Annotated in this window: 22 protein-coding genes; 15 read left to right on the top strand and 7 right to left on the bottom strand. The window is 67.7% G+C overall.

The window, feature by feature from the left end; translation table 11 throughout:
• Window positions 1-34: 34 nt before the first annotated feature.
• From dps to ndk, 5 genes are all read right to left on the bottom strand, one after another.
• Window positions 35-508, bottom strand: coding sequence for a DNA starvation/stationary phase protection protein Dps (gene dps / locus KO490_RS02015; protein ID WP_216017710.1), 474 nt, complete (start codon window positions 506-508; stop codon window positions 35-37).
• A 152-nt stretch (window positions 509-660) separates the two neighbouring features.
• Window positions 661-894, bottom strand: coding sequence for an acyl carrier protein (locus tag KO490_RS02010; protein ID WP_072296443.1), 234 nt, complete (start codon window positions 892-894; stop codon window positions 661-663).
• A 175-nt stretch (window positions 895-1069) separates the two neighbouring features.
• Complete coding sequence (gene fabG / locus KO490_RS02005) at window positions 1070-1807, bottom strand: 3-oxoacyl-ACP reductase FabG (protein WP_216017709.1); 738 nt, start codon at window positions 1805-1807, stop codon at window positions 1070-1072.
• A 33-nt stretch (window positions 1808-1840) separates the two neighbouring features.
• A complete protein-coding gene (fabD, locus tag KO490_RS02000; protein ID WP_216017708.1) occupies window positions 1841-2767 on the bottom strand; it encodes an ACP S-malonyltransferase in 927 nt (308 codons plus the stop codon).
• A 143-nt stretch (window positions 2768-2910) separates the two neighbouring features.
• Complete coding sequence (gene ndk / locus KO490_RS01995) at window positions 2911-3333, bottom strand: nucleoside-diphosphate kinase (protein ID WP_216017707.1); 423 nt, start codon at window positions 3331-3333, stop codon at window positions 2911-2913.
• Window positions 3334-3479: 146 nt separating this feature from the next.
• Here ndk and KO490_RS01990 point away from each other — a divergent pair, with 146 nt between their 5' ends.
• The 15 genes from KO490_RS01990 (at window position 3480) to urtE (ending at window position 16679) form a co-directional block, all read left to right on the top strand.
• On the top strand, window positions 3480-4553 hold the full coding sequence (locus KO490_RS01990; protein ID WP_216017706.1) for an AI-2E family transporter: 1074 nt from the start codon (window positions 3480-3482) through the stop codon (window positions 4551-4553).
• Window positions 4554-4614: 61 nt separating this feature from the next.
• Complete coding sequence (locus KO490_RS01985) at window positions 4615-5379, top strand: GNAT family N-acetyltransferase (protein ID WP_216017705.1); 765 nt, start codon at window positions 4615-4617, stop codon at window positions 5377-5379.
• A 154-nt stretch (window positions 5380-5533) separates the two neighbouring features.
• Window positions 5534-6337, top strand: coding sequence for an urease accessory protein UreD (locus KO490_RS01980; protein WP_216017704.1), 804 nt, complete (start codon window positions 5534-5536; stop codon window positions 6335-6337).
• Between the two features lies 1 nt (window position 6338).
• On the top strand, window positions 6339-6650 hold the full coding sequence (locus KO490_RS01975; RefSeq protein WP_216017703.1) for an urease subunit gamma: 312 nt from the start codon (window positions 6339-6341) through the stop codon (window positions 6648-6650).
• Window positions 6651-6827, top strand: coding sequence for a hypothetical protein (locus KO490_RS01970; protein ID WP_216017702.1), 177 nt, complete (start codon window positions 6651-6653; stop codon window positions 6825-6827).
• A complete protein-coding gene (locus tag KO490_RS01965; RefSeq protein ID WP_216017701.1) occupies window positions 6824-7129 on the top strand; it encodes an urease subunit beta in 306 nt (101 codons plus the stop codon). Before KO490_RS01970 ends, KO490_RS01965 begins: the two co-directional genes overlap by 4 nt.
• 1 nt (window position 7130) lies before the next feature.
• Window positions 7131-8819 (top strand): urease subunit alpha, encoded by a 1689-nt coding sequence (gene ureC / locus KO490_RS01960; protein WP_216017700.1) that lies wholly within the window; start codon window positions 7131-7133, stop codon window positions 8817-8819.
• 8 nt (window positions 8820-8827) lie between these two features.
• Window positions 8828-9346, top strand: coding sequence for an urease accessory protein UreE (locus KO490_RS01955; protein WP_216017699.1), 519 nt, complete (start codon window positions 8828-8830; stop codon window positions 9344-9346).
• A complete protein-coding gene (locus KO490_RS01950) occupies window positions 9321-9968 on the top strand; it encodes an urease accessory protein UreF (protein WP_368500195.1) in 648 nt (215 codons plus the stop codon). Before KO490_RS01955 ends, KO490_RS01950 begins: the two co-directional genes overlap by 26 nt.
• Window positions 9965-10630: an urease accessory protein UreG gene (gene ureG, locus KO490_RS01945; protein ID WP_216017697.1), complete on the top strand. Its 666-nt coding sequence runs from the start codon at window positions 9965-9967 to the stop codon at window positions 10628-10630. Before KO490_RS01950 ends, ureG begins: the two co-directional genes overlap by 4 nt.
• 165 nt (window positions 10631-10795) lie before the next feature.
• Window positions 10796-12073, top strand: a complete 1278-nt coding sequence (urtA, locus tag KO490_RS01940; protein ID WP_216017696.1) for an urea ABC transporter substrate-binding protein — start codon at window positions 10796-10798, stop codon at window positions 12071-12073.
• Window positions 12074-12184: 111 nt separating this feature from the next.
• Window positions 12185-14056, top strand: a complete 1872-nt coding sequence (gene urtB, locus KO490_RS01935; protein WP_216017817.1) for an urea ABC transporter permease subunit UrtB — start codon at window positions 12185-12187, stop codon at window positions 14054-14056.
• A 4-nt stretch (window positions 14057-14060) separates the two neighbouring features.
• A complete protein-coding gene (gene urtC, locus KO490_RS01930) occupies window positions 14061-15233 on the top strand; it encodes an urea ABC transporter permease subunit UrtC (protein WP_216017695.1) in 1173 nt (390 codons plus the stop codon).
• Window positions 15230-15970, top strand: coding sequence for an urea ABC transporter ATP-binding protein UrtD (gene urtD, locus KO490_RS01925; RefSeq protein WP_216017694.1), 741 nt, complete (start codon window positions 15230-15232; stop codon window positions 15968-15970). The genes urtC and urtD overlap by 4 nt, the downstream gene beginning before the upstream one ends.
• A 1-nt stretch (window position 15971) precedes the next feature.
• The gene (urtE, locus tag KO490_RS01920; RefSeq protein ID WP_216017693.1) at window positions 15972-16679 is read left to right on the top strand and encodes an urea ABC transporter ATP-binding subunit UrtE; all 708 of its coding nucleotides are present in this window, start codon (window positions 15972-15974) and stop codon (window positions 16677-16679) included.
• Here the strand turns inward: urtE and KO490_RS01915 are convergent.
• Window positions 16676-17137, bottom strand: a complete 462-nt coding sequence (locus KO490_RS01915; RefSeq protein WP_216017692.1) for a DNA polymerase III subunit chi — start codon at window positions 17135-17137, stop codon at window positions 16676-16678. The genes urtE and KO490_RS01915 overlap by 4 nt on opposite strands.
• 7 nt (window positions 17138-17144) lie before the next feature.
• Entirely contained in the window at window positions 17145-18614 is a 1470-nt protein-coding gene (locus KO490_RS01910) for a leucyl aminopeptidase (RefSeq protein WP_216017691.1), read from the bottom strand.
• Window positions 18615-18679: the final 65 nt, after the last annotated feature.

Genomic DNA, 18679 nt, shown 5'->3' with positions numbered 1-18679 from the left:
GCAGGGCGCCTTGATCGTCACCTTGCGGTGGGGATCATTCCAGATGGCTTTCCATGAACCACAGGTCCTTGTCGGCGGTGCGCGACGCGGCGGTGAATGCATCGGCGGTGCCTTCGTCGCCCGCGTCGCTGACCGCGTCAATGGCCTCGCGCAGCTTCTTGCCATAGACGCGCATCCGTTCGGACAGCGCCTTGATGTGATCCTCGACCTTGGTCAGATCGGTCGGATAGGGTTCCAGCGTCGTGCCCTCGGCCACGATCTGCGCGGTGCCCTTGGCCACGCCGTCCAGCACCTGGACACGCTCGGCGAAGGTGTCGATCTGTTCGTTCAGATTGTCGCGCACATCGTCCAGCAGTTCATGCACGGCGATGAAGTTGCGGCCCTTCACGTTCCAATGCGCCTGCTTCACGGCCAGGCCCAATGCGATCGCATCGGCCAGGCAGGCGTTCAGCTCGTTGATCGAAGTCTTGCGGGCATTGTCGGACAGTCCCTGGATATCGACGGCCATATGACATCTCCTTTTCCACGATTGGATCTGCCAATGAACCGTGCTGCCCCTCGGGCGGTTCCATCCCGTGACGGGGGAAAGCAAAACGGCGCCTCGCGGATGCGGGCGCCGTCGCCATGGCCCCCAAGGCGGGGGCCGTCATGTCAAAGGGCTCAGACGGCGCCTTTGATGAAGCTCACGGCATCGCCGACGGTCTGGATGGTCTCGGCGGCGTCGTCGGGGATCTCGATCCCGAACTCTTCCTCGAACGCCATGACCAGCTCGACGGTGTCGAGGCTGTCTGCGCCCAGATCGTCGATGAACGAAGCGGATTCGACCACTTTGTCCTCGTCGACGCCCAGGTGCTCCACCACGATCTTCTTCACGCGATCAGCGATATCGCTCATGTCATATCCTCATTGTCGCGGGCATCCGCCCATAAATTTCACGAACCGTTATCCGGTCCGATTCAGCACAGGGCGGTTTCCCTGCTGCTAAAGCGGGGGATATAGCACCAGAGAACCCTCTTGCAACCGCTTTTGCACTTGCCGCAGCAGGCGTTGCGGCGGTGCAAGGGCGGGTTCAGATCATCGCCATCCCGCCATTGACGTGCAGGGTGGACCCGGTGACATATCCCGCCTCGGGGCTGGCCAGATAGAGGACCGCGCCGGCGATCTCCTCGGGGGTGCCCATGCGGCCCGCCGGGATCTGGCCCTGGATCTTGGATTTCTGATCGTCGGTCAGCTTTTCGGTCATGGCGGTCGCGATGAAGCCCGGGGCCACGCAGTTCACGGTGATCCCGCGGCTTGCGACCTCGTAGGCCAGCGATTTCGACATGCCGACCAGGCCCGCCTTGGCGGCGGCATAATTGCCCTGCCCCGGGTTGCCGGTCGCCCCCACCACCGAGGTGATGTTGATGATGCGGCCCCAACGCGCCTTCATCATGCCGCGCAGCACGCCGCGCGACAGCTTGAAGACGCTGGACAGGTTCACGTCCAGCACCTGGGCCCATTCCTCGTCGGACATGCGCATGAACAGGTTGTCGCGGGTGATGCCCGCATTGTTCACCAGGATGTCCAGCCCGCCCATCGCCTCGGTCGCGGCCTTGGGCAGGGCTGCCAGCGATTCCGCATCGCCCAGATTCGCGGTCACGACATGGGCGCGATCGCCCAGCTTCGCGGCCAGTTCCTGCAGCGGCGCCTCGCGCGTGCCGGACAGCGCGACGGTCGCGCCGGCCTTGTGCAGCGCCTCGGCGATCGCGCCGCCGATGCCGCCCGATGCGCCGGTCACCAGCGCCCTCTTACCCGTCAGATCGAACATCAGAGCATTCCCTTTCGTCATCAAGTTCGGGCGTCAGCCCTTGAGCGCGGCGATATCCGCGGGCGTCCCGATATTGCGGGTGTCCACGCCCTTGGCGATGCGCTTGATCATGCCCGACAGGGCCTTGCCCGCGCCGATCTCCCAGAACTCGGTCACGCCGGCCTCGGCCATGTTGGCGATGGATTCGCGCCAGCGCACGGTGCCGGTCACCTGCTCGACCAGAAGGCGGCGGATGGCGCCCGGTTCGATCACGGCCTCGGCGCGGACATTGGCGATCAGCGGGATGGCGGGGGGCTGGATGTCCACGCCGGCCAGCGCATCGGCCATCACGGCGGCGGCGGGCTGCATCAGAACGGAATGGAAGGGTGCCGACACGGGCAGCATCAGCGCGCGCTTGGCGCCCGCTTCCTTCATCGCCTCGGCGGCGCGTTCCACGGCGGCCTTGTGTCCCGAGATCACGACCTGCCCCGGATCGTTGTCGTTTGCGGCCTGCACGACCTCGTCGCCCGCCACGTCGCGCGCGATGCGGTCCACGGTCTCGAAGTCGAGGCCCAGCACGGCGGCCATCGCGCCCTGCCCGACCGGCACGGCCTCCTGCATGGCATGGCCGCGCTGGCGCAGCAGCCTTGCGGTATCGGACAGGCTGATCGAACCCGCCGCGCAGAGGGCCGAATATTCGCCCAGCGAATGGCCGGCCACGAAATTGCCGTCCATGATGTTGAAGCCCTCGGCCTCGAGCGCGCGGAAGGCCGCGATGGACGTGGCCATCAGCGCCGGCTGCGCGTTCTGCGTCAGCGTCAGCGTGTCCGCATCGCCGTTCCAGATCAGGTCCGACAGCTTCTCGCCCAGTGCCTCGTCCACCTCGTCGAAGACGTCCTTCGCCGCCGGATAGGCCTCGGCCAGCTCGCGACCCATTCCGATGGTCTGCGCGCCCTGCCCCGGAAACACGAATGCCCGCATGGGGTCCCCCGAATATCGTTGCGTCATGCATCGGCATAGCCGCTGCGCAGGCGGGCCGCAACCGAAGCCCCATGCCGCATGCGCAAAAGAAAAGGGCCCGCAAGGGGCCCTTTCCGCGTCGATCGTTCGGGGAACGGTCCGGCTCAGCCGACCAGTTCGAGACCCGAGAAGAAGAACGCGATTTCCTCGGCTGCCGTTTCGGCGGCGTCCGAACCGTGGACCGAGTTCTCGCCGACGGACAGGGCGAATTCCTTGCGGATGGTGCCTTCGGCGGCGTCGGCGGGGTTCGTCGCGCCCATCACTTCGCGGTTCTTCGCGATGGCCGATTCACCTTCCAGCACCTGCACGACCACCGGCTCCGAGGCCATGAACTCGACCAGTTCGCCATAGAAGGGGCGCTCGGCGTGGACGGCATAGAACTTGCCCGCCTGCTCGGCCGACAGCTTGATGCGCTTCTGCGCGACGATGCGCAGGCCGGCATCCTCGAACTTGGCGTTGATCTTGCCGGTCAGGTTGCGGCGGGTCGCGTCGGGCTTGATGATCGAGAGGGTGCGTTCGATGGCCATGGTCATCACCTTGTATCTGGGGCGGGGGCGCAGCCTGCCCGCTTCATGAAATCCGCGTCCGGTTAGCAGGCTTGCGTCCCTCGGGCAAGCGCGGAACCCGCGGGCCGCCCGCCCGTTCTGCCTGTGAACCGAAGGCAGGAGCGACGATGCCCCACGATCCGAGCAACCCGTCCCGCGACCCGGTTCCCGCCGCATTGCGCGTGGTGGTCGCGACCATCGCCATCGTGATCCTGCTGGCCGCCACCTGGTTCTGGGCGAACCTGCTGCTGCAGATCTTCGCCGCGATCCTTCTGGCCATCGCCCTGCAATCGGGTGCCCGCGGCCTGCACCGGCTGACGGGTCTGGGAATGAAGCCCGGGGTGCTGGTCGTGCTGCTGGCATTCCTGGTGGTGACGGTGACGGCCCTGCGGATGGCCGGGCCCGCCATCATGAACCAGTTCGAGCAGCTGGTGCAGGGGCTGCCCGATTCCTGGCAGGCCCTGTCGGACTGGATCTCTGCGCACCCGATCGGGCAGGCCGTCATCGACCGCCTGCCCACATCCGAAGGCTCGGGGGGCATGTCGCAGATGGCAGGCAGCCTGCCCAATTTGCTGGGGTTGGTCACAGGCACGCTGAACACGATGATGGGCAGCATGACCGCGATCTTCCTGCTGATCGTGCTGTCGATCTATTTCGCGATGGAGAGCGACACCTATCGCGAGGGCGCGCTGCGACTGGTCGCCCCTGACAGCCGAGACCGGGCCCGCGACATCCTGGACGATCTGGGCCACAAGCTGGCGCATTGGATGGGGGGACAGGCGCTCGACATGCTGTTCGTGGCGATGCTTGCGGGCCTGGGCCTCTGGGCGCTGGACGTGCCGCTGGCGCTGATCCTGGCCGTGATAGCGGGCATCACCAATGTCGTGCCGATCATCGGGCCCTTCGTGTCGGGCGCCATCGCGGCCGTCGCCGCCGCCCCCGAGGGGCTGGATACCGCCCTCTATGTCGTCCTGCTGTTCACCGCGATCCAGATGTTCGAGGGCAACATCCTGATGCCGATGATCCAGCGCTATGCGGTCGAACTGCCGCCCGCGCTGACCATCATCGCCATCGTGGCGGTCGGATCGTTGTTCAACCCGGCGGCCGTGATCCTGGCCACCCCCCTGCTGATCGTTGCGATCACCTTGATCCGCCGCATCTATGTCGAAGGGGTGCTGGGCGACACGGGCAGCGACGACTGATTTCGTGAATCCGACACATGGTCGGGCTATGATCTGCGCAGGAACAGCAAGGGGTCGCGCGATGCAACCGCTCCGCAAGGGTCACTACCGTGCCCGCCTGGCCGAGACGCCCGAGGATCTGCGCGCGGCGCAGCGCCTGCGCTGGATCTGCTTTCTGGGCCGCAACGGCATTCCCGATGACGGGATGTCGCTGGATGCCGACGCGCTGGATGCCGAATGCAGCCACATGCTGATCGAGGACATGCGCGAAGGCACGCTGGTTTCCGCCTTCCGCTTCCTGCCCCTGGCCGACGGATCGCAGATCGCGCGCAGTTACTCGGCCCAGTTCTACGATCTGGACGCGCTGCAGCGCTTCGACGGCCCCATGGTCGAAATGGGGCGCTTCTGCATCCACCCCGATTGCCACGATCCCAACATCGTCCGCATCGCCTGGGCCGCCCTGACCCGATTCGTGGACGAGACCGGGGTCGAGATGCTGTTCGGCTGTTCCAGCTTCACCGGCTGCGAACCCGAACCGCACGAGGATGCCTTCGCCATGCTGAAGGAACGCCACCTGGCCCCGCGCCGCTGGCTGCCCCGCGTCAAGGCGCCCCGCGTCTTCCGCTTTGCCCGGGCGTTGCGGATGCGCAAGCCCGACCCCAAGCGCGCCATGGCCGCGATGCCGCCGCTGCTGCGCAGCTACCTGGCGATGGGCGGCTGGGTCAGCGACCACGCCGTGGTCGATCCGGCACTGAAGACGATGCATGTCTTCACCGGGGTCGAGATCCGCGCCATCCCCCCCGCCCGCAAGCGGCTGCTGGATGCCATGCTGAACGGCAGCGCCTGACAATTGCACGATAAGCGTGCAGTTGCATATCAGACAGGCATCATCGGCCGTGCTGCTCGATCGGGCGGCATAATTGCAGGCGTGCCAGATTGACCTTGCCACGATCCGAACGCCCCCTGCCCATATGTTCGACAGATTGGAAAGCACGGCCGGTATGCAAGGCGCCCCCCGCATGCAGCGCAGCGCAGGGGCGGCGCATGTCGTCATGGGGCCGCGCGGGCTGATCGACCTGTCGCAGCGTGGCTCGGCCAAGGCGATGCTGCCGCGCATGACGGCGGGCCTGCCCGAAATCGTGTTCCTCAACACCTCGGGCGGGCTGGCATCGGGCGACCGGCTGGCATTTGCGGTCGATCTGCGCCCCGGCACGCGTGCACTGGCCACGACCCAGACCGCGGAACGCGCCTATCGCGCGACAGAGGATCCCGCGCGGGCGCAGGTGACCCTGACGGTGGGTGCGGGCGGCTGGCTGGACTGGCTGCCGCAGGAAACCATCCTGTTCGACGGATCGAAGCTGGACCGGACCACCCGGATCGACCTTGCGGGCGACGCGGGCTGCATGCTGCTGGAAAGCGTCGTCCTGGGCCGCATCGCCATGAACGAGATCCCCACCCGGCTGCATCTGCGCGACCGCCGAGAGGTCCGCCGCGACGGACGCATCCTGCATCACGACGCGTTGGCGCTGGACGATGCGACCCTGCCGCGCCTGCCCGGCCCGGCGCTGACCTGTCCCGCCCGCGCGCTGGCCACGCTGGCCATCGTCGCGCGCCATGCGCCCGATCTTCTGACCCGCGCGCGCGACGTGCTGGACGAACCCGGCGTAACGGGCGCGGCCAGCGCCCCGCCCGGACGCCTGGTCATCCGCCTTCTGGCGCAGGGCGACTGGCCCCTGCGGCGGCAGGTGAACCGCCTTCTGGGGGCATTGCGCCCCAATCCCCTTCCCCGCATCTGGCAGGTCTGACATGAACCTTACCCCCCGCGAGCGTGAAAAGCTGCTGGTCTCGGTCGCCGCGATGGTGGCGCGCAACCGGCTGTCGCGCGGCGTCAAGCTGAACCACCCCGAGGCCATCGCCCTCATCACCGATTTCGTGGTCGAAGGCGCGCGCGACGGGCGCAGCGTCGCCGACCTGATGCAGGCGGGCGCGCATGTGATCACCGCGGAACAATGCATGCCCGGCGTGCCGCAGATGATCGAATCCGTGCAGGTCGAGGCGACCTTTCCCGACGGCACCAAGCTGGTCACCGTCCATCACCCCATCCGCCAGGAGGCCTGAATGAAACCCCTTGCCGCAGCGATCGCGCTTCTTCCCTCTGCCACTCTTGCCCATCCGGGCCACCACGACCATGCCGACCCGACGCATCTGCTGACGCAGGGCGACCATGTCGCGACCATCGCCATGATCGCCGCCGTGGGCATCGCCGCCTGGGCCCTGCTGCGGGGGCGGTCATGATCCCCGGAGAGGTCACGGCCGCCGAAGGCACCATCACCCTGAACGAGGGGCGGGCCGAGATCGTGCTGATGGTCGCCAATTCGGGCGACCGCCCCATCCAGGTCGGCAGCCATTACCACTTTGCCGAAACCAATCCCGGCCTGCGCTTCGACCGCGAGGCCGCGCGCGGCATGCGCCTGTCGATCCCTGCGGGCACTGCCGTCCGGTTCGAACCCGGCCAGTCGCGCGAGGTTCGCCTGATCCCCTTCGCGGGCAATCGTGTCGTGCAGGGTTTCCGCCAAGACATCATGGGGGCGCTGTAACATGGCCCAGACCCTTTCCCGCGCCGATTACGCGGCGCTCTATGGTCCGACCACGGGCGACCGCATCCGGCTGGCCGATACCGAATTGCTGATCGAGGTCGAACGCGACCTGACCATCCCCGGCGAAGAGGTCAAGTTCGGCGGCGGCAAGGTCGTGCGCGACGGCATGGGCCAGTCGCAGGTCACCCGCGCGGATGGCGCGATGGACACGGTCATCACCGGCGTCGTGGTCTTCGACCACCAGGGCATCGTGAAGGCCGATGTCGGCCTGAAGGACGGGCGCATCGCGGGCATCGGCAAGGCCGGCAATCCCGACACCCAGCCCGGCGTGACCCTGATCATCGGCCCCGGCACGGAAATCATCGCGGGCGAAGGGCGCATCCTGACGCCCGGCGGCTTCGATTGCCATATCCACTTCATCTGCCCCCAGCAGGTCGATCACGCGATCCATTCGGGCGTCACCACGATGCTGGGCGGCGGCACCGGCCCCGCGCATGGCACGCTGGCCACGACCTGCACTCCCGGCCCCTGGCACATCGCCCGCATGCTGGAGGCCGTGGCCGACCTGCCCGTGAATATCGGCATCGCGGGCAAGGGCAACGCATCCGTGCCCGCGCCGCTGGAGGAACAGATCCGCGCGGGCGCCTGCGCGCTGAAGCTGCACGAGGATTGGGGCACCACCCCCGCCGCCATCGACAATTGCCTGACCGTCGCGGACCGCATGGACGTGCAGGTGATGATCCATACCGACACGCTGAACGAATCCGGCTTTGTCGAGGATACGATGGCCGCGATCGGCGGGCGCACCATCCACGCCTATCACACCGAAGGCGCGGGCGGCGGGCATGCCCCCGACATCATCCGCATGGTGGGCATGTCGAACGTGCTGCCATCGTCCACCAACCCGACGCGGCCCTATACCGGCAACACGATCGAGGAACATCTGGACATGCTGATGGTGTGCCACCATCTGGATCGTCGCGTTCCCGAGGATGTCGCCTTCGCCGAATCCCGCATCCGCCGCGAGACCATCGCAGCCGAGGATATCCTGCACGATCTGGGCGCCTTCAGCGTCATCTCGTCGGACAGCCAGGCCATGGGCCGCGTGGGCGAGGTGATCATCCGCACCTGGCAGACCGCCGACAAGATGCGCCGCCAGCGCGGACGGCTGGAGGGCGAGCAGGGGCAGAACGACAACCTGCGCGCCCGCCGCTATATCGCGAAATACACGATCAACCCGGCCATCGCGCATGGCGTCTCGCGCCATATCGGCAGCATCGACGACGGCAAGCGCGCCGACCTGGTCCTGTGGTCCCCCGCCTTCTTCGGCGTCAAGCCCGAGATGGTGCTGGTCGGCGGCCAGATCGCCGTCGCGCAGATGGGCGATCCCAACGGCTCGATCCCGGTGCAGCCGGTCTTCAGCCGCCCGATGTGGGGGTATACGGGCCGCGCCTCGTCGATCTTCGTCAGCCAGGCGGGGCTGGATGCGGGCGCGGGCGACGGGCTGTCGAAATCGCTGATCGCGGTCGAGAACACGCGCGGGATCGGCAAGGCCGACATGGCGCTGAACGACCGGATGCCGCAGATCGAGGTCGATCCCGAAACCTACGAGGTCCGCGCCGACGGTCAGCTTCTGACCTGCGAACCCGCGACCGAGCTGCCGATGGCGCAGCGCTATTTCCTGTTCTGAGGTTCTCCATGACCCTTCACTGCCACAGCATCATCCGCAACGCTGAAGGCCCCTTCGCCGCCGAGATCGCAATGCATTACGAATCCCGCCTGCTGCGCCGCAAGCGGCTGACCACCGCGGCGGGCGATTTCATGCTGGACCTGCCCGAGGTCGTCAGCGTCGAGGATGGCGATGCCTTCGCCCTGTCCGACGGGCGGCTGGTCGCCATGCGCGCGGCCCCCGAACCCGTGCTGGTCGTCACCGGCGATCTGGCGCGGCTGGCATGGCATGTCGGCAACCGCCACACCCCCTGCCGGATCGAGGCCGACCGCCTGATCATCCGACAGGACCACGTGCTCGAGGCGATGCTGCGCCAGCTGGGCGCGGCGGTCGAACGCGCCGATCTGCCCTTCAGCCCGGAAGGCGGCGCCTATGGCCACGGTCGCACCTTCGGGCACGATCACGGGCATTCGCATGACCACGGACATGATCACGGGCACGGTCATGATCATGGGCACGACCATGACCACCATCACGAACACGCCTGAGGCGGCACGGCTGCGATTGGCGCAATACCTGTCGCCCGCCTTCCCGGTGGGCGGCTTCGCCTGGTCGCAGGGGCTGGAATACGCGATGGATCAGGGCATCGTGACGCGCACGACCCTGCCCGCATGGCTGGCCGACTGGCTGGATCACGGCGCGGGCTGGACCGATGCCGTGCTGGTCGCGCTGGCCCTGCGCGACGCCGATCCGGAACTGGACGATCTGGCCCGCGCGGCCTGCCCCTCGTCCCAGCGCCTGACCGAGACGGTGGAACAGGGCACGGCCTTCGCCGCCAATGTCGCCGCGCTGAGCGGTCGCGATGCGTCCCCCGCCGCCCTGCCCGTCGCATTCGGCCGCGCCTGCACCGACATGCCCCTGCCCGCCCCCGAGATCATCGCGGCCTTCTTGCAGGCGCAGGCCGCCGCGCTGATCAGCGCCGCCGTGCGGTTCCTGCCGCTTGGCCCCATGCAGGGGCAGGCGATGCTGGCCGGCCTGCAACCCGCGATCCTTGCCTGCGCCGCCCGGGCCGCGACCGCGACGCGCGAAGACCTGCACAGCGCCGCATGGGGGGCCGACATCGCCGCCATGCGCCACGAAACCATGACCACGAGGATCTTCCGATCATGAGCCCCAACGCCACCCCGAACCACGGTCCCCTGCGCGTCGGCATCGGCGGCCCCGTCGGCGCGGGCAAGACCACCCTGACCGAACAGCTGGCCCGCGCCCTTGCGCCCCGCCTGTCGATGGCGGTCGTCACCAACGATATCTATACGCGCGAGGATGCCGAGGCGCTGATGCGCGCGCAGGTCCTGCCCGCCGAACGCATCCGGGGCGTGGAAACGGGCGGCTGCCCGCATACGGCCATCCGCGAGGATGCCAGCATCAACCTGGCTGCCATCGCGGATCTGAACGCGGCCTTTCCCGATCTGGAACTGGTGCTGATCGAATCCGGCGGCGACAACCTGGCCGCGACCTTCAGCCCCGAACTGGCCGATCTGACCATCTATGTCATCGACACCGCGGCGGGGCAGGACATCCCGCGCAAGCGGGGGCCGGGCCTGGCGCGATCCGACCTGCTGGTCGTGAACAAGACCGACCTTGCCCCGCATGTAGGCGTCGATGCGACACTGCTGGAAAGCGATGCGCGGACCTCCCGCCGGGGGCGGCCGGTGGTGATGGCATCGCTGCGCCATGGCAAGGGCGTCGACCAGATCGTCGAATTCCTGATCCACGAGGGCGGGCTTGCAGCCTCTGCCCCCCTGTCCACGCCCGAGGACTGCACGATCTGAGGGCAGAATGGCGGGCATCTGCCCGCCAATTCCCCACCGGGACAAGCTGCCTGCGCAATACTGCCCGAATCCTGTCCAGCTGCCCGATTTACGTCATCTCCTGTGACCGCGAAGACGAAAGATCTTCACGAAAACATGACAGGGGGAATGGACGGGATGAGCATCATGACACGCAAGCTTCTTCTGGGGGTCGCACTGGCCGCCGTGACCACCGCAGCCAACGCGCAAGAGGGCGAGCCGATCAAGATCGGCGTGCTGCATTCGCTGTCCGGAACGATGGCGATTTCCGAGACCACGCTGAAGGACACGGTCCTGATGCTGGTCGAACAGCAGAACGAGAAGGGCGGCGTGCTGGGCCGCCCGCTGGAGGCCGTGGTCGTCGATCCGGCATCCGACTGGCCGCTATTTGCGGAAAAGGCCCGCGAGCTGCTGACCGTCAGCGAGGTCGACGTGATCTTCGGCGGCTGGACCAGCGTCAGCCGCAAGTCGGTCCTGCCGGTGATCGAGGAACTGAACGGGCTGATGTTCTATCCCGTCCAGTACGAGGGCGAGGAATCCTCGAAGAACGTCATCTATACGGGCGCCGCACCGAACCAGCAGGCGATCCCCGCCGTGGATTACATGCGCGACGAGCTGGGCGTGGAGAAATGGGCGCTTCTGGGCACCGACTACGTCTATCCGCGCACGACGAACAACATCCTCGACGCCTATCTGAAGGACAACGGCACGGCGGATGAGGACATCTTCGTCAACTACACCCCCTTCGGGCATTCCGACTGGTCCAAGATCGTGGCCGATGTCGTGGCGCTTGGCGCGGACGGCAAGAAGGTCGGCGTCGTGTCCACCATTAACGGCGACGCGAATGTGGGCTTCTACAAGGAACTGGCGGCTGCGGGCGTTTCGGCCGACGACATCCCCGTCATGGCCTTCTCGGTCGGCGAGGAGGAGCTGTCGGGCCTGGATACCGGCAACCTCGTCGGGCACCTGGCTGCCTGGAACTATTTCCAGACCGCCGAAAGCCCCGAGAACGACGAATTCGTCGCGGGCTGGAAGGAATTCATCGGCGACGATTCCCGCGTGACCAACGACCCGATGGAGGCCACGATGATCGGCTTCAACGCCTGGGTCGCGGCAGTCGAGGAAGCGGGCACCACCGATGTCGATCCGGTGCTGGACGCCATCGTCGGCGTGACCGTCCCGAACCTGACCGGCGGCACCGCCGAGGTCCTGCCGAACCACCACCTGACCAAGCCCGTCCTGATCGGCGAGATCCGCGAGGATGGCCAGTTCGACATCGTCAGCCAGACCGATCCGGTTCCGGGCGACGCCTGGACGGACTTCCTGCCCGAATCCGCCGTGCTGGACGCCGATTGGCCGGGCAAGCAGTGCGGCATGTACAACACCGAGACCGAGACCTGCGTCCAGGTCCAGTCGAACTACTGACACCACAAGGCCCGGGCGGGGATCCCCTCGCCCGGCCATGACTGCCTTTCCCGAAGGAATTACAGCGTGTTCCGCATTGCCCGTATCGCGCCCGTCATCGTGGCGCTGCTGATGCCCCTTGCCGCGGCGGCCAATCCGGCGCTCGAGGCGGTGATCGCCGACAATCTCGACCAGATCGAGCGCCCCTCGCGCCAGACCGTGGCCCCCCTTGTCGCCGAGATCGCAGCCACCGGCCCCGAGGGGCTGGCCCTGCTGCAGGCCTGGTCGGCGCGCGAACTGGCCCTGACCGAGGATGGCCGTGCGGTGATCACCTCGGGGGATGCGCCGATCGATGCGGTGACGGGCGACCCGGTCACGGCCGAGTTCAGCGGCCTGCGTCCCAACAGCGGCGTGCGCGGCCTGATCGACGGGGCGCTGGTCGTGTCGCAACTGTCGGACCCCGATCCCCGCATCCGGTCCGGCGCGCTGGACACGTTGGCGCGCAAGGCCGATGCCGAACAGCTGGCCGCCCTGCGCGGCGCGCTGGACGATCCCGATCCGGCCATCGCCACCCGCAAGGCGCGGCTGGAACGCCTGCTGACCATCCAGCTGGGCGAGGATACGCAGAACCGCGTGCAGGCGATCCGCGACATGTCGGGCGACGTGGCGCTGGATTTCCGCGCCGCGCTGAACCCGCTGCTGGCCACGCGCATCGTCGCCGCGGCCGACGAACCCGCGGGCAACATCAAGCGCGAGCTGCGGCCCGGATCGGATGCCCTGACGCGCGAGGATGCCATCGCGATCCTCGTGTCCGACGGGGTGCTGCAGCCGCGCCTGACCTCGGCGGAGCAGCGCATGCGGCTGGCCGCCAATATCGTCGACGGTCGCGTGGCCGGGGTGCCCGTATCCACGCTGGACGACCCCGATGCCCGCGACCGCGCCTACGAGACGCTGGAGGCGCAGGGCGCCGTCCCCCCCGCCGCGACCGAGGCCGAGACCGAGGCCGCGCTGCAGGATCACGACTTCTATGCCATCTATGCCGAGCCAGACGCCGCCGTCACCACCGCGGCCGAGGACGCGCTGACCCGCACCGGCACGCGGCTGGCGGTGATGAAGGGCTTCGACCTCGCGCTCGATTCGCTCTCGCTGGCCTCGATCTACTTCCTTGCCGCGATCGGGCTGGCCGTCACCTTCGGCGTCATGCGGGTCATCAACATGGCGCATGGCGAATTCATCATGATGGGCGCCTATACCGGTTACGTGGTCCAGACGCTGATCGCGGATCGCACGCTGTCGCTGGTGGTTGCCCTGCCGCTGGCCTTCGTCGTCACCTTTGCGGCGGGGGTCCTGCTCTATCGGCTGGTGATCCGACATCTGGCGCACCGCCCGCTGGAAACGCTGCTGGCGACCTTCGGCGTGTCCATCGCGCTGCAGCAGCTGGCCAAGAACATCTTCGGCACACAGGCCCGCCCCCTGACCTCGCCCCGCTGGCTGGAGGGCGCGATCACCGTCAACGACGTGATCGGCATCAGCTCGATCCGGGTGGCGATCTTCGTGCTGGCGCTGCTGTTCCTTGGGCTGTTCCTGTTCATCATGAAGCGTACGCGGCTGGGCCTCGAGGTGCGGGCCGTCACGCAGAACCCCGGCATGGCCGCATCCATGGGCATCAATCCCGACCGGATCGCGATGATGACCTTCGGGCTGGGATCCGGCATCGCGGGGATCGCCGGCGTGGCCATCGGGCTGTTCGCGCAGGTCACCTCGGAACTGGGCCAGCAATACATCGTCCAAAGCTTCATGACCGTGGTCGTGGGCGGCGTCGGCAATATCTGGGGCACACTGGCGGGCGCCACCATGATCGGCGGCTTCTCGAAGATCGTCGAGGCGCTGAACCCCGCCAACACGCTGGCGGCCCAGACCTTCATGATCCTCTTCATCATCATCTTCATCCAGTTCCGGCCCCGTGGGATCATCCCGCAAAAGGGCCGCGCGGCCGAGGTCTGAACCCATGCAGCGCACACCCTTCATCCTGCGAAACCCCTCTGTCCTGGCGCTGATCGCGGTGCTGGCGGTCTTCACCGCCGCCGTGACCGCGGCCAGCGCGGCCTATGGCACGGGACTGCTGCCCACCTCGATGATCAAGGTGCTGGGCAAGACCCTGTGCCTGGCGCTGGCCGCCGTCGCGATGGACCTGGTCTGGGGATATCTGGGCATCCTGTCGCTTGGGCAGATGGCCTTCTTCGCGCTTGGCGGATACATGATCGGCCAGTGGCTGATGTATGCGCGCACCGAAAGCATCGTGGCCGCGTCCATGGCCGCGAACCCCATCCCCCCCACCCCGGCGGAACTGCAGGAAGGCGTGGCGGGCCAGATCTTCGGCGTGGTCGGATCGACCGACCTGCCCTGGGCCTGGACCTTCGCCCATTCCCTGCCCGCGCAGCTGGCGCTGGTGGTGCTGGTGCCGGGCCTGCTGGCGCTGGTCTTCGGCTGGCTGGCCTTCCGCAGCCGGGTGAACGGCGTCTATCTGTCGATCCTGACGCAAGCGATGACGCTGGCGCTGGCGCTGTGGCTGTTCCAGAACGACAGCGGATTCCGGGGCAACAACGGCCTGTCGGGCCTGCAGAACATCCCGGGCCTCGAGGATGTCGGCCAGGCGCGGCTGTCGGTCTGGTTCCTCTGGGCGTCGGCACTGGCGCTGGCCGTGGGATACGCGCTGGCCGCCTGGCTGATGGGCGGCAAGTTCGGCAGCGTCACCCGCGCCATCCGCGACGACGAGACCCGCGTCCGGTTCCTGGGTTACCCGGTCGAGGGGTTCAAGCTGGCGGTCTTCACCATCGCCGCCATGATCACCGCCATCGCCGGCGCGCTGTATTACCCGCAGGCGGGCATCATCAACCCGGCCGAGCTGGCCCCCGTGGCCTCGATCTATCTTGCGGTCTGGGTGGCCATCGGCGGACGCGGGCGCCTGTACGGTGCGGTGATCGGGGCGGTGGTCGTGTCGCTTCTGTCCAGCTGGTTCACCGGCGGGCGCGCGCCCGACCTGAACTTCGCGGGCCTGCGCATGGCCTGGGTGGACTGGTGGCAGGTCGCATTGGGCCTGACCTTCGTGCTGGTCACCCTGTTCGCGCCCAAGGGCATCGCCGGGCTGTTCGACATCCTGAACCGAAAGGCCAAGTCATGAGCGCGCTTCTGGAAGTCCGCGGCATTTCCAAGACATTCGACGGGTTCAAGGCGATCAACGACCTGTCATTCTCCATCGGGCAGGCGGAACTGCGTGCCGTGATCGGTCCGAACGGGGCGGGCAAGACCACCTTCATGGACATCGTGACCGGCAAGACCACCCCGGACGAGGGCGAAGTCCTGTGGGGCCCAGAATCCCGGTCGCTTCTGAAGATGAACGAGGCACAGATCGCCCGCGCGGGCGTGGGCCGCAAGTTCCAGCGCCCCACCGTCTTCGAGGATCAGAGCGTTGCCGACAACCTGACCATGGCATTGCGCGCCGATCGCAACCCCTTCGCGGTCCTGCGCTGGCGTCCGTCGCATGACAGCGAGGGCCGCGTGGCCGAACTGGCAGCCGAGGTGGGCCTGTCCGACCAGCTGCCCCGCAAGGCGGGCGAACTGAGCCACGGCCAGAAGCAATGGCTGGAGATCGGCATGCTGCTGGCGCAGGAACCGCAGCTGCTGCTGGTCGACGAACCGGCGGCGGGCATGACCCTGGCCGAACGCGAACTGACCACGACGCTTCTGTGCCGCCTGGCCGAAACCCGCGCGGTGGTGGTCGTGGAACACGACATGGATTTCGTCCGCCGCCTGAACTGCCGCGTCACCGTGCTGCACCAGGGGTCGGTCCTGGCCGAGGGCAGCCTGGATCACGTGACGCGAAATCCCGAAGTCATCGAAGTCTATCTGGGGCGCTGACATGCTGAACGCGAAGAACCTGACCCTGCATTACGGCGGCAGCCAGATCCTGCACGGGATCGACATCGAGGCCACGCCCGGGCGCGTCACCTGCGTCATGGGCAACAACGGCGTGGGCAAGACCTCGTTGATGAACCTGCTGGCGGGGCGGCATCCCCGGTCGGGCGGTACCCTGACGATGGAGGGGCGCGATCTGGGCCGCGTGAACGCGCAGCGCATGGCGCGGATGGGCGTGGGCTATGTCCCGCAGGGCCGCGCGATCTTTCCGATGCTGACCGTGCGCGAGAACATGGAGACGGGCTTTGCCTGCCTGCCCCGCGCCGAACGCCGCATCCCCGACGAGATCTTCGACAGCTTTCCCGTCCTGGCCGAGATGGCGCATCGGCGCGGGGGCGATCTGTCGGGCGGCCAGCAGCAGCAGCTGGCCATCGCCCGTGCGCTGATCACCAGGCCGCGCATCCTGTTGCTGGACGAACCAACCGAAGGCATCCAGCCCAACATCATCGCCCAGATCGGTCGCGTCATCGCGGCGCTGCGCGACCGGGGCGACATGGCGATCGTGCTGGTCGAACAGTTCTTCGACTTCGCCTGGGACCTGGGCGACGACTTCCTGGTGATGGAACGCGGGCGCGCCGTCATGCAGGGCCCGAAGGCCCAGCTGCGGCGCGAGGATCTGCATGCCCGTCTTGCGGGGCATGCCGCGGCCTAGCGCTTGCGTTCCCACCGGCCCGAATCCTCGGACCAGTACTCGGCCTCGATCCCGCCCTGGGTCAGGGCACGCCACTGATCGCGGGCACGGGCGGTGGCCGCACCATCGCCGCCGTCGAAGACGATCAGCGTGCGTTCCATCGCCTGCGCCTGCGTCACGGGAACCTCGGCCCCGTCCAGCGCGATCAGGCAGGCGGGGTCGTTCGCGGCCCCGCCCCCGTCGCCCCCGTCGCCCGTGGTCAGCAGCACCGGCTGACGCGCATCATGCGCGCCCCCGGCCAACCCGTGCGGCAGGAAGCCGTCGCCCTGCCACAGCTGCAGGTCCAGCCGTTCCATCCGCGCAGGATCGGTCCCGCGCAGCTCCACCCGCCACCCGGCCTGCGCGGCCTTCCCCAGAAGCTGGGGCAGCAGCGCTTCGGCCGGGGACCGGGTCAGGTGATAGAACATCGCCTTGCCCATGCCGGGATCACTTCACCTCGAATCGGTCGCGGATCATGCGGTCCAGCGTCATGACACCCCAGCCCGACGCGCCCTTGGGGGCCAGGTCGGTCGGCTGCGGCGGCAGGGCCACGCCCGCGATGTCGATATGCGCCCAGGGCTGCCCTTCGCGGATGAAGCGCTGCAGGAACTGCGCTGCCGTGATCGAACCCGCGGCGCGACCGCCGGTGTTCTTCATGTCGGCCAGGCGCGATTTCAGCTGCGCGTCATAGCTTGCGCCAAGCGGCAACCGCCACGCGCCCTCGCCCTCGGACCGGGCAGCGGACAGGATGCCCTCGGCCAGCTTGTCGTCATTGGCGAAGATGCCCGCATTGTCATGGCCAAGCCCGATGATCACCGCGCCGGTCAGCGTCGCCAGATCGACGATGGCCGAGGGGTTGAAGCGCGTCTGCGCATACCACAACACGTCCGCCAGCACGAGGCGGCCTTCGGCATCGGTATTGATGATCTCGATCGTGTCGCCCTTCATCGACTTCACGATGTCGCCCGGACGCTGCGCACGGCCGTCGGGCATGTTCTCGACCAGGCCCACCAGCCCCACGACATTGGCCTTGGCCCGACGCAGCGCCAGCGTGCGCATCACGCCCGCCACGACACCCGCGCCGCCCATGTCCATGGTCATGTCCTCCATGCCCGCGGCGGGCTTGATGGAAATGCCGCCGGTGTCGAAGACGACACCCTTGCCGACCAGCGCCAGCGGTGCCTCGTCGCCCGCGCCGTTCCAGCGCATGACGACGACCTTGGACGGGCTCTCGCTGCCCTGGCCCACGCCCAGCAGCGCGCGCATGCCCAGTTCGGCCAGTCGATCCTCGTCCAGCACCTCGACCTCGAGGCCCAGTTCCTGCATGGCGGCCAGACGGTCCGCGAAATCGGTGGTGGTCAGCACGTTGGCGGGCTCGTTCACCAGGTCGCGGGTGAAGAAGACGCCCTCGGCCACGGCGGCGGCGGATCCTGCAGCCTTCGCCAGATCCTCGGGGGATTTCGCCATGAAGGTGACATGGCCCTTCGGCTTCTCCTCGCCCTCGGGGCGGGACTTGTAGGCGTCGAAATCATAGGCGCGCAGCGCAAGACCTAGGGCCACGTCGGATGCCAGCTTGTGCGGGCCGGCCGCGACCAGCATGTGACCGCCGTTCAGCCGTGCGCCGATGGCGGCACCGGCCTGACGCGCCTCGATGGTGCTGGAGGACGTGGCCAGCCGCGCGAGGATCAGCGATTCCGCCGCCAGCCCCGCGGGGAATGCCAGTTCCAGCGCCTGCCCGGCCTTCAGCTCCTGCCCCGCCTTCGAGGCCAACGCCCGCTGCGCGGCATCGCGCACGGGCTTCGGCAGACGGCCCGGCAGGCGGTCATCCGCGCCCACCAGAAGCGCGATGCGCCCCTCATGGTCGGCAAAACGCTCGGGCGCGGTCTCAATGAAATCGATCTGGACGGGGTGGGTCATTCGAGGTCCTCTCTCTTGTTGTCGTGAACCTAGACACCGCGCGGACCCTTTTCCAGAGCGTCCCT

The sequence above is a fragment of the Paracoccus sp. C2R09 genome, assembly GCF_018860625.1.
GTDB lineage: Bacteria > Pseudomonadota > Alphaproteobacteria > Rhodobacterales > Rhodobacteraceae > Paracoccus.
Note: the sequence above shows the minus strand (reverse complement) of the source record. Positions and strands in the feature narration are given on the sequence as shown.

Bases quoted from the DNA above. Each gene is read 5' to 3' on its own strand.
- dps (WP_216017710.1), bottom strand. From the start codon at position 508: ATGGCCGTCGATATCCAGGGACTGTCCGACAATGCCCGCAAGACTTCG.
- KO490_RS02010 (WP_072296443.1), bottom strand. From the start codon at position 894: ATGAGCGATATCGCTGATCGCGTGAAGAAGATCGTGGTGGAGCACCTG.
- fabG (WP_216017709.1), bottom strand. From the start codon at position 1,807: ATGTTCGATCTGACGGGTAAGAGGGCGCTGGTGACCGGCGCATCGGGC.
- fabD (WP_216017708.1), bottom strand. From the start codon at position 2,767: ATGCGGGCATTCGTGTTTCCGGGGCAGGGCGCGCAGACCATCGGAATG.
- ndk (WP_216017707.1), bottom strand. From the start codon at position 3,333: ATGGCCATCGAACGCACCCTCTCGATCATCAAGCCCGACGCGACCCGC.
- KO490_RS01990 (WP_216017706.1), top strand. From the start codon at position 3,480: ATGCCCCACGATCCGAGCAACCCGTCCCGCGACCCGGTTCCCGCCGCA.
- KO490_RS01985 (WP_216017705.1), top strand. From the start codon at position 4,615: ATGCAACCGCTCCGCAAGGGTCACTACCGTGCCCGCCTGGCCGAGACG.
- KO490_RS01980 (WP_216017704.1), top strand. From the start codon at position 5,534: ATGCAAGGCGCCCCCCGCATGCAGCGCAGCGCAGGGGCGGCGCATGTC.
- KO490_RS01975 (WP_216017703.1), top strand. From the start codon at position 6,339: ATGAACCTTACCCCCCGCGAGCGTGAAAAGCTGCTGGTCTCGGTCGCC.
- KO490_RS01970 (WP_216017702.1), top strand. From the start codon at position 6,651: ATGAAACCCCTTGCCGCAGCGATCGCGCTTCTTCCCTCTGCCACTCTT.
- KO490_RS01965 (WP_216017701.1), top strand. From the start codon at position 6,824: ATGATCCCCGGAGAGGTCACGGCCGCCGAAGGCACCATCACCCTGAAC.
- ureC (WP_216017700.1), top strand. From the start codon at position 7,131: ATGGCCCAGACCCTTTCCCGCGCCGATTACGCGGCGCTCTATGGTCCG.
- KO490_RS01955 (WP_216017699.1), top strand. From the start codon at position 8,828: ATGACCCTTCACTGCCACAGCATCATCCGCAACGCTGAAGGCCCCTTC.
- KO490_RS01950 (WP_368500195.1), top strand. From the start codon at position 9,321: ATGACCACCATCACGAACACGCCTGAGGCGGCACGGCTGCGATTGGCG.
- ureG (WP_216017697.1), top strand. From the start codon at position 9,965: ATGAGCCCCAACGCCACCCCGAACCACGGTCCCCTGCGCGTCGGCATC.
- urtA (WP_216017696.1), top strand. From the start codon at position 10,796: ATGACACGCAAGCTTCTTCTGGGGGTCGCACTGGCCGCCGTGACCACC.
- urtB (WP_216017817.1), top strand. From the start codon at position 12,185: ATGCCCCTTGCCGCGGCGGCCAATCCGGCGCTCGAGGCGGTGATCGCC.
- urtC (WP_216017695.1), top strand. From the start codon at position 14,061: ATGCAGCGCACACCCTTCATCCTGCGAAACCCCTCTGTCCTGGCGCTG.
- urtD (WP_216017694.1), top strand. From the start codon at position 15,230: ATGAGCGCGCTTCTGGAAGTCCGCGGCATTTCCAAGACATTCGACGGG.
- urtE (WP_216017693.1), top strand. From the start codon at position 15,972: ATGCTGAACGCGAAGAACCTGACCCTGCATTACGGCGGCAGCCAGATC.
- KO490_RS01915 (WP_216017692.1), bottom strand. From the start codon at position 17,137: ATGGGCAAGGCGATGTTCTATCACCTGACCCGGTCCCCGGCCGAAGCG.
- KO490_RS01910 (WP_216017691.1), bottom strand. From the start codon at position 18,614: ATGACCCACCCCGTCCAGATCGATTTCATTGAGACCGCGCCCGAGCGT.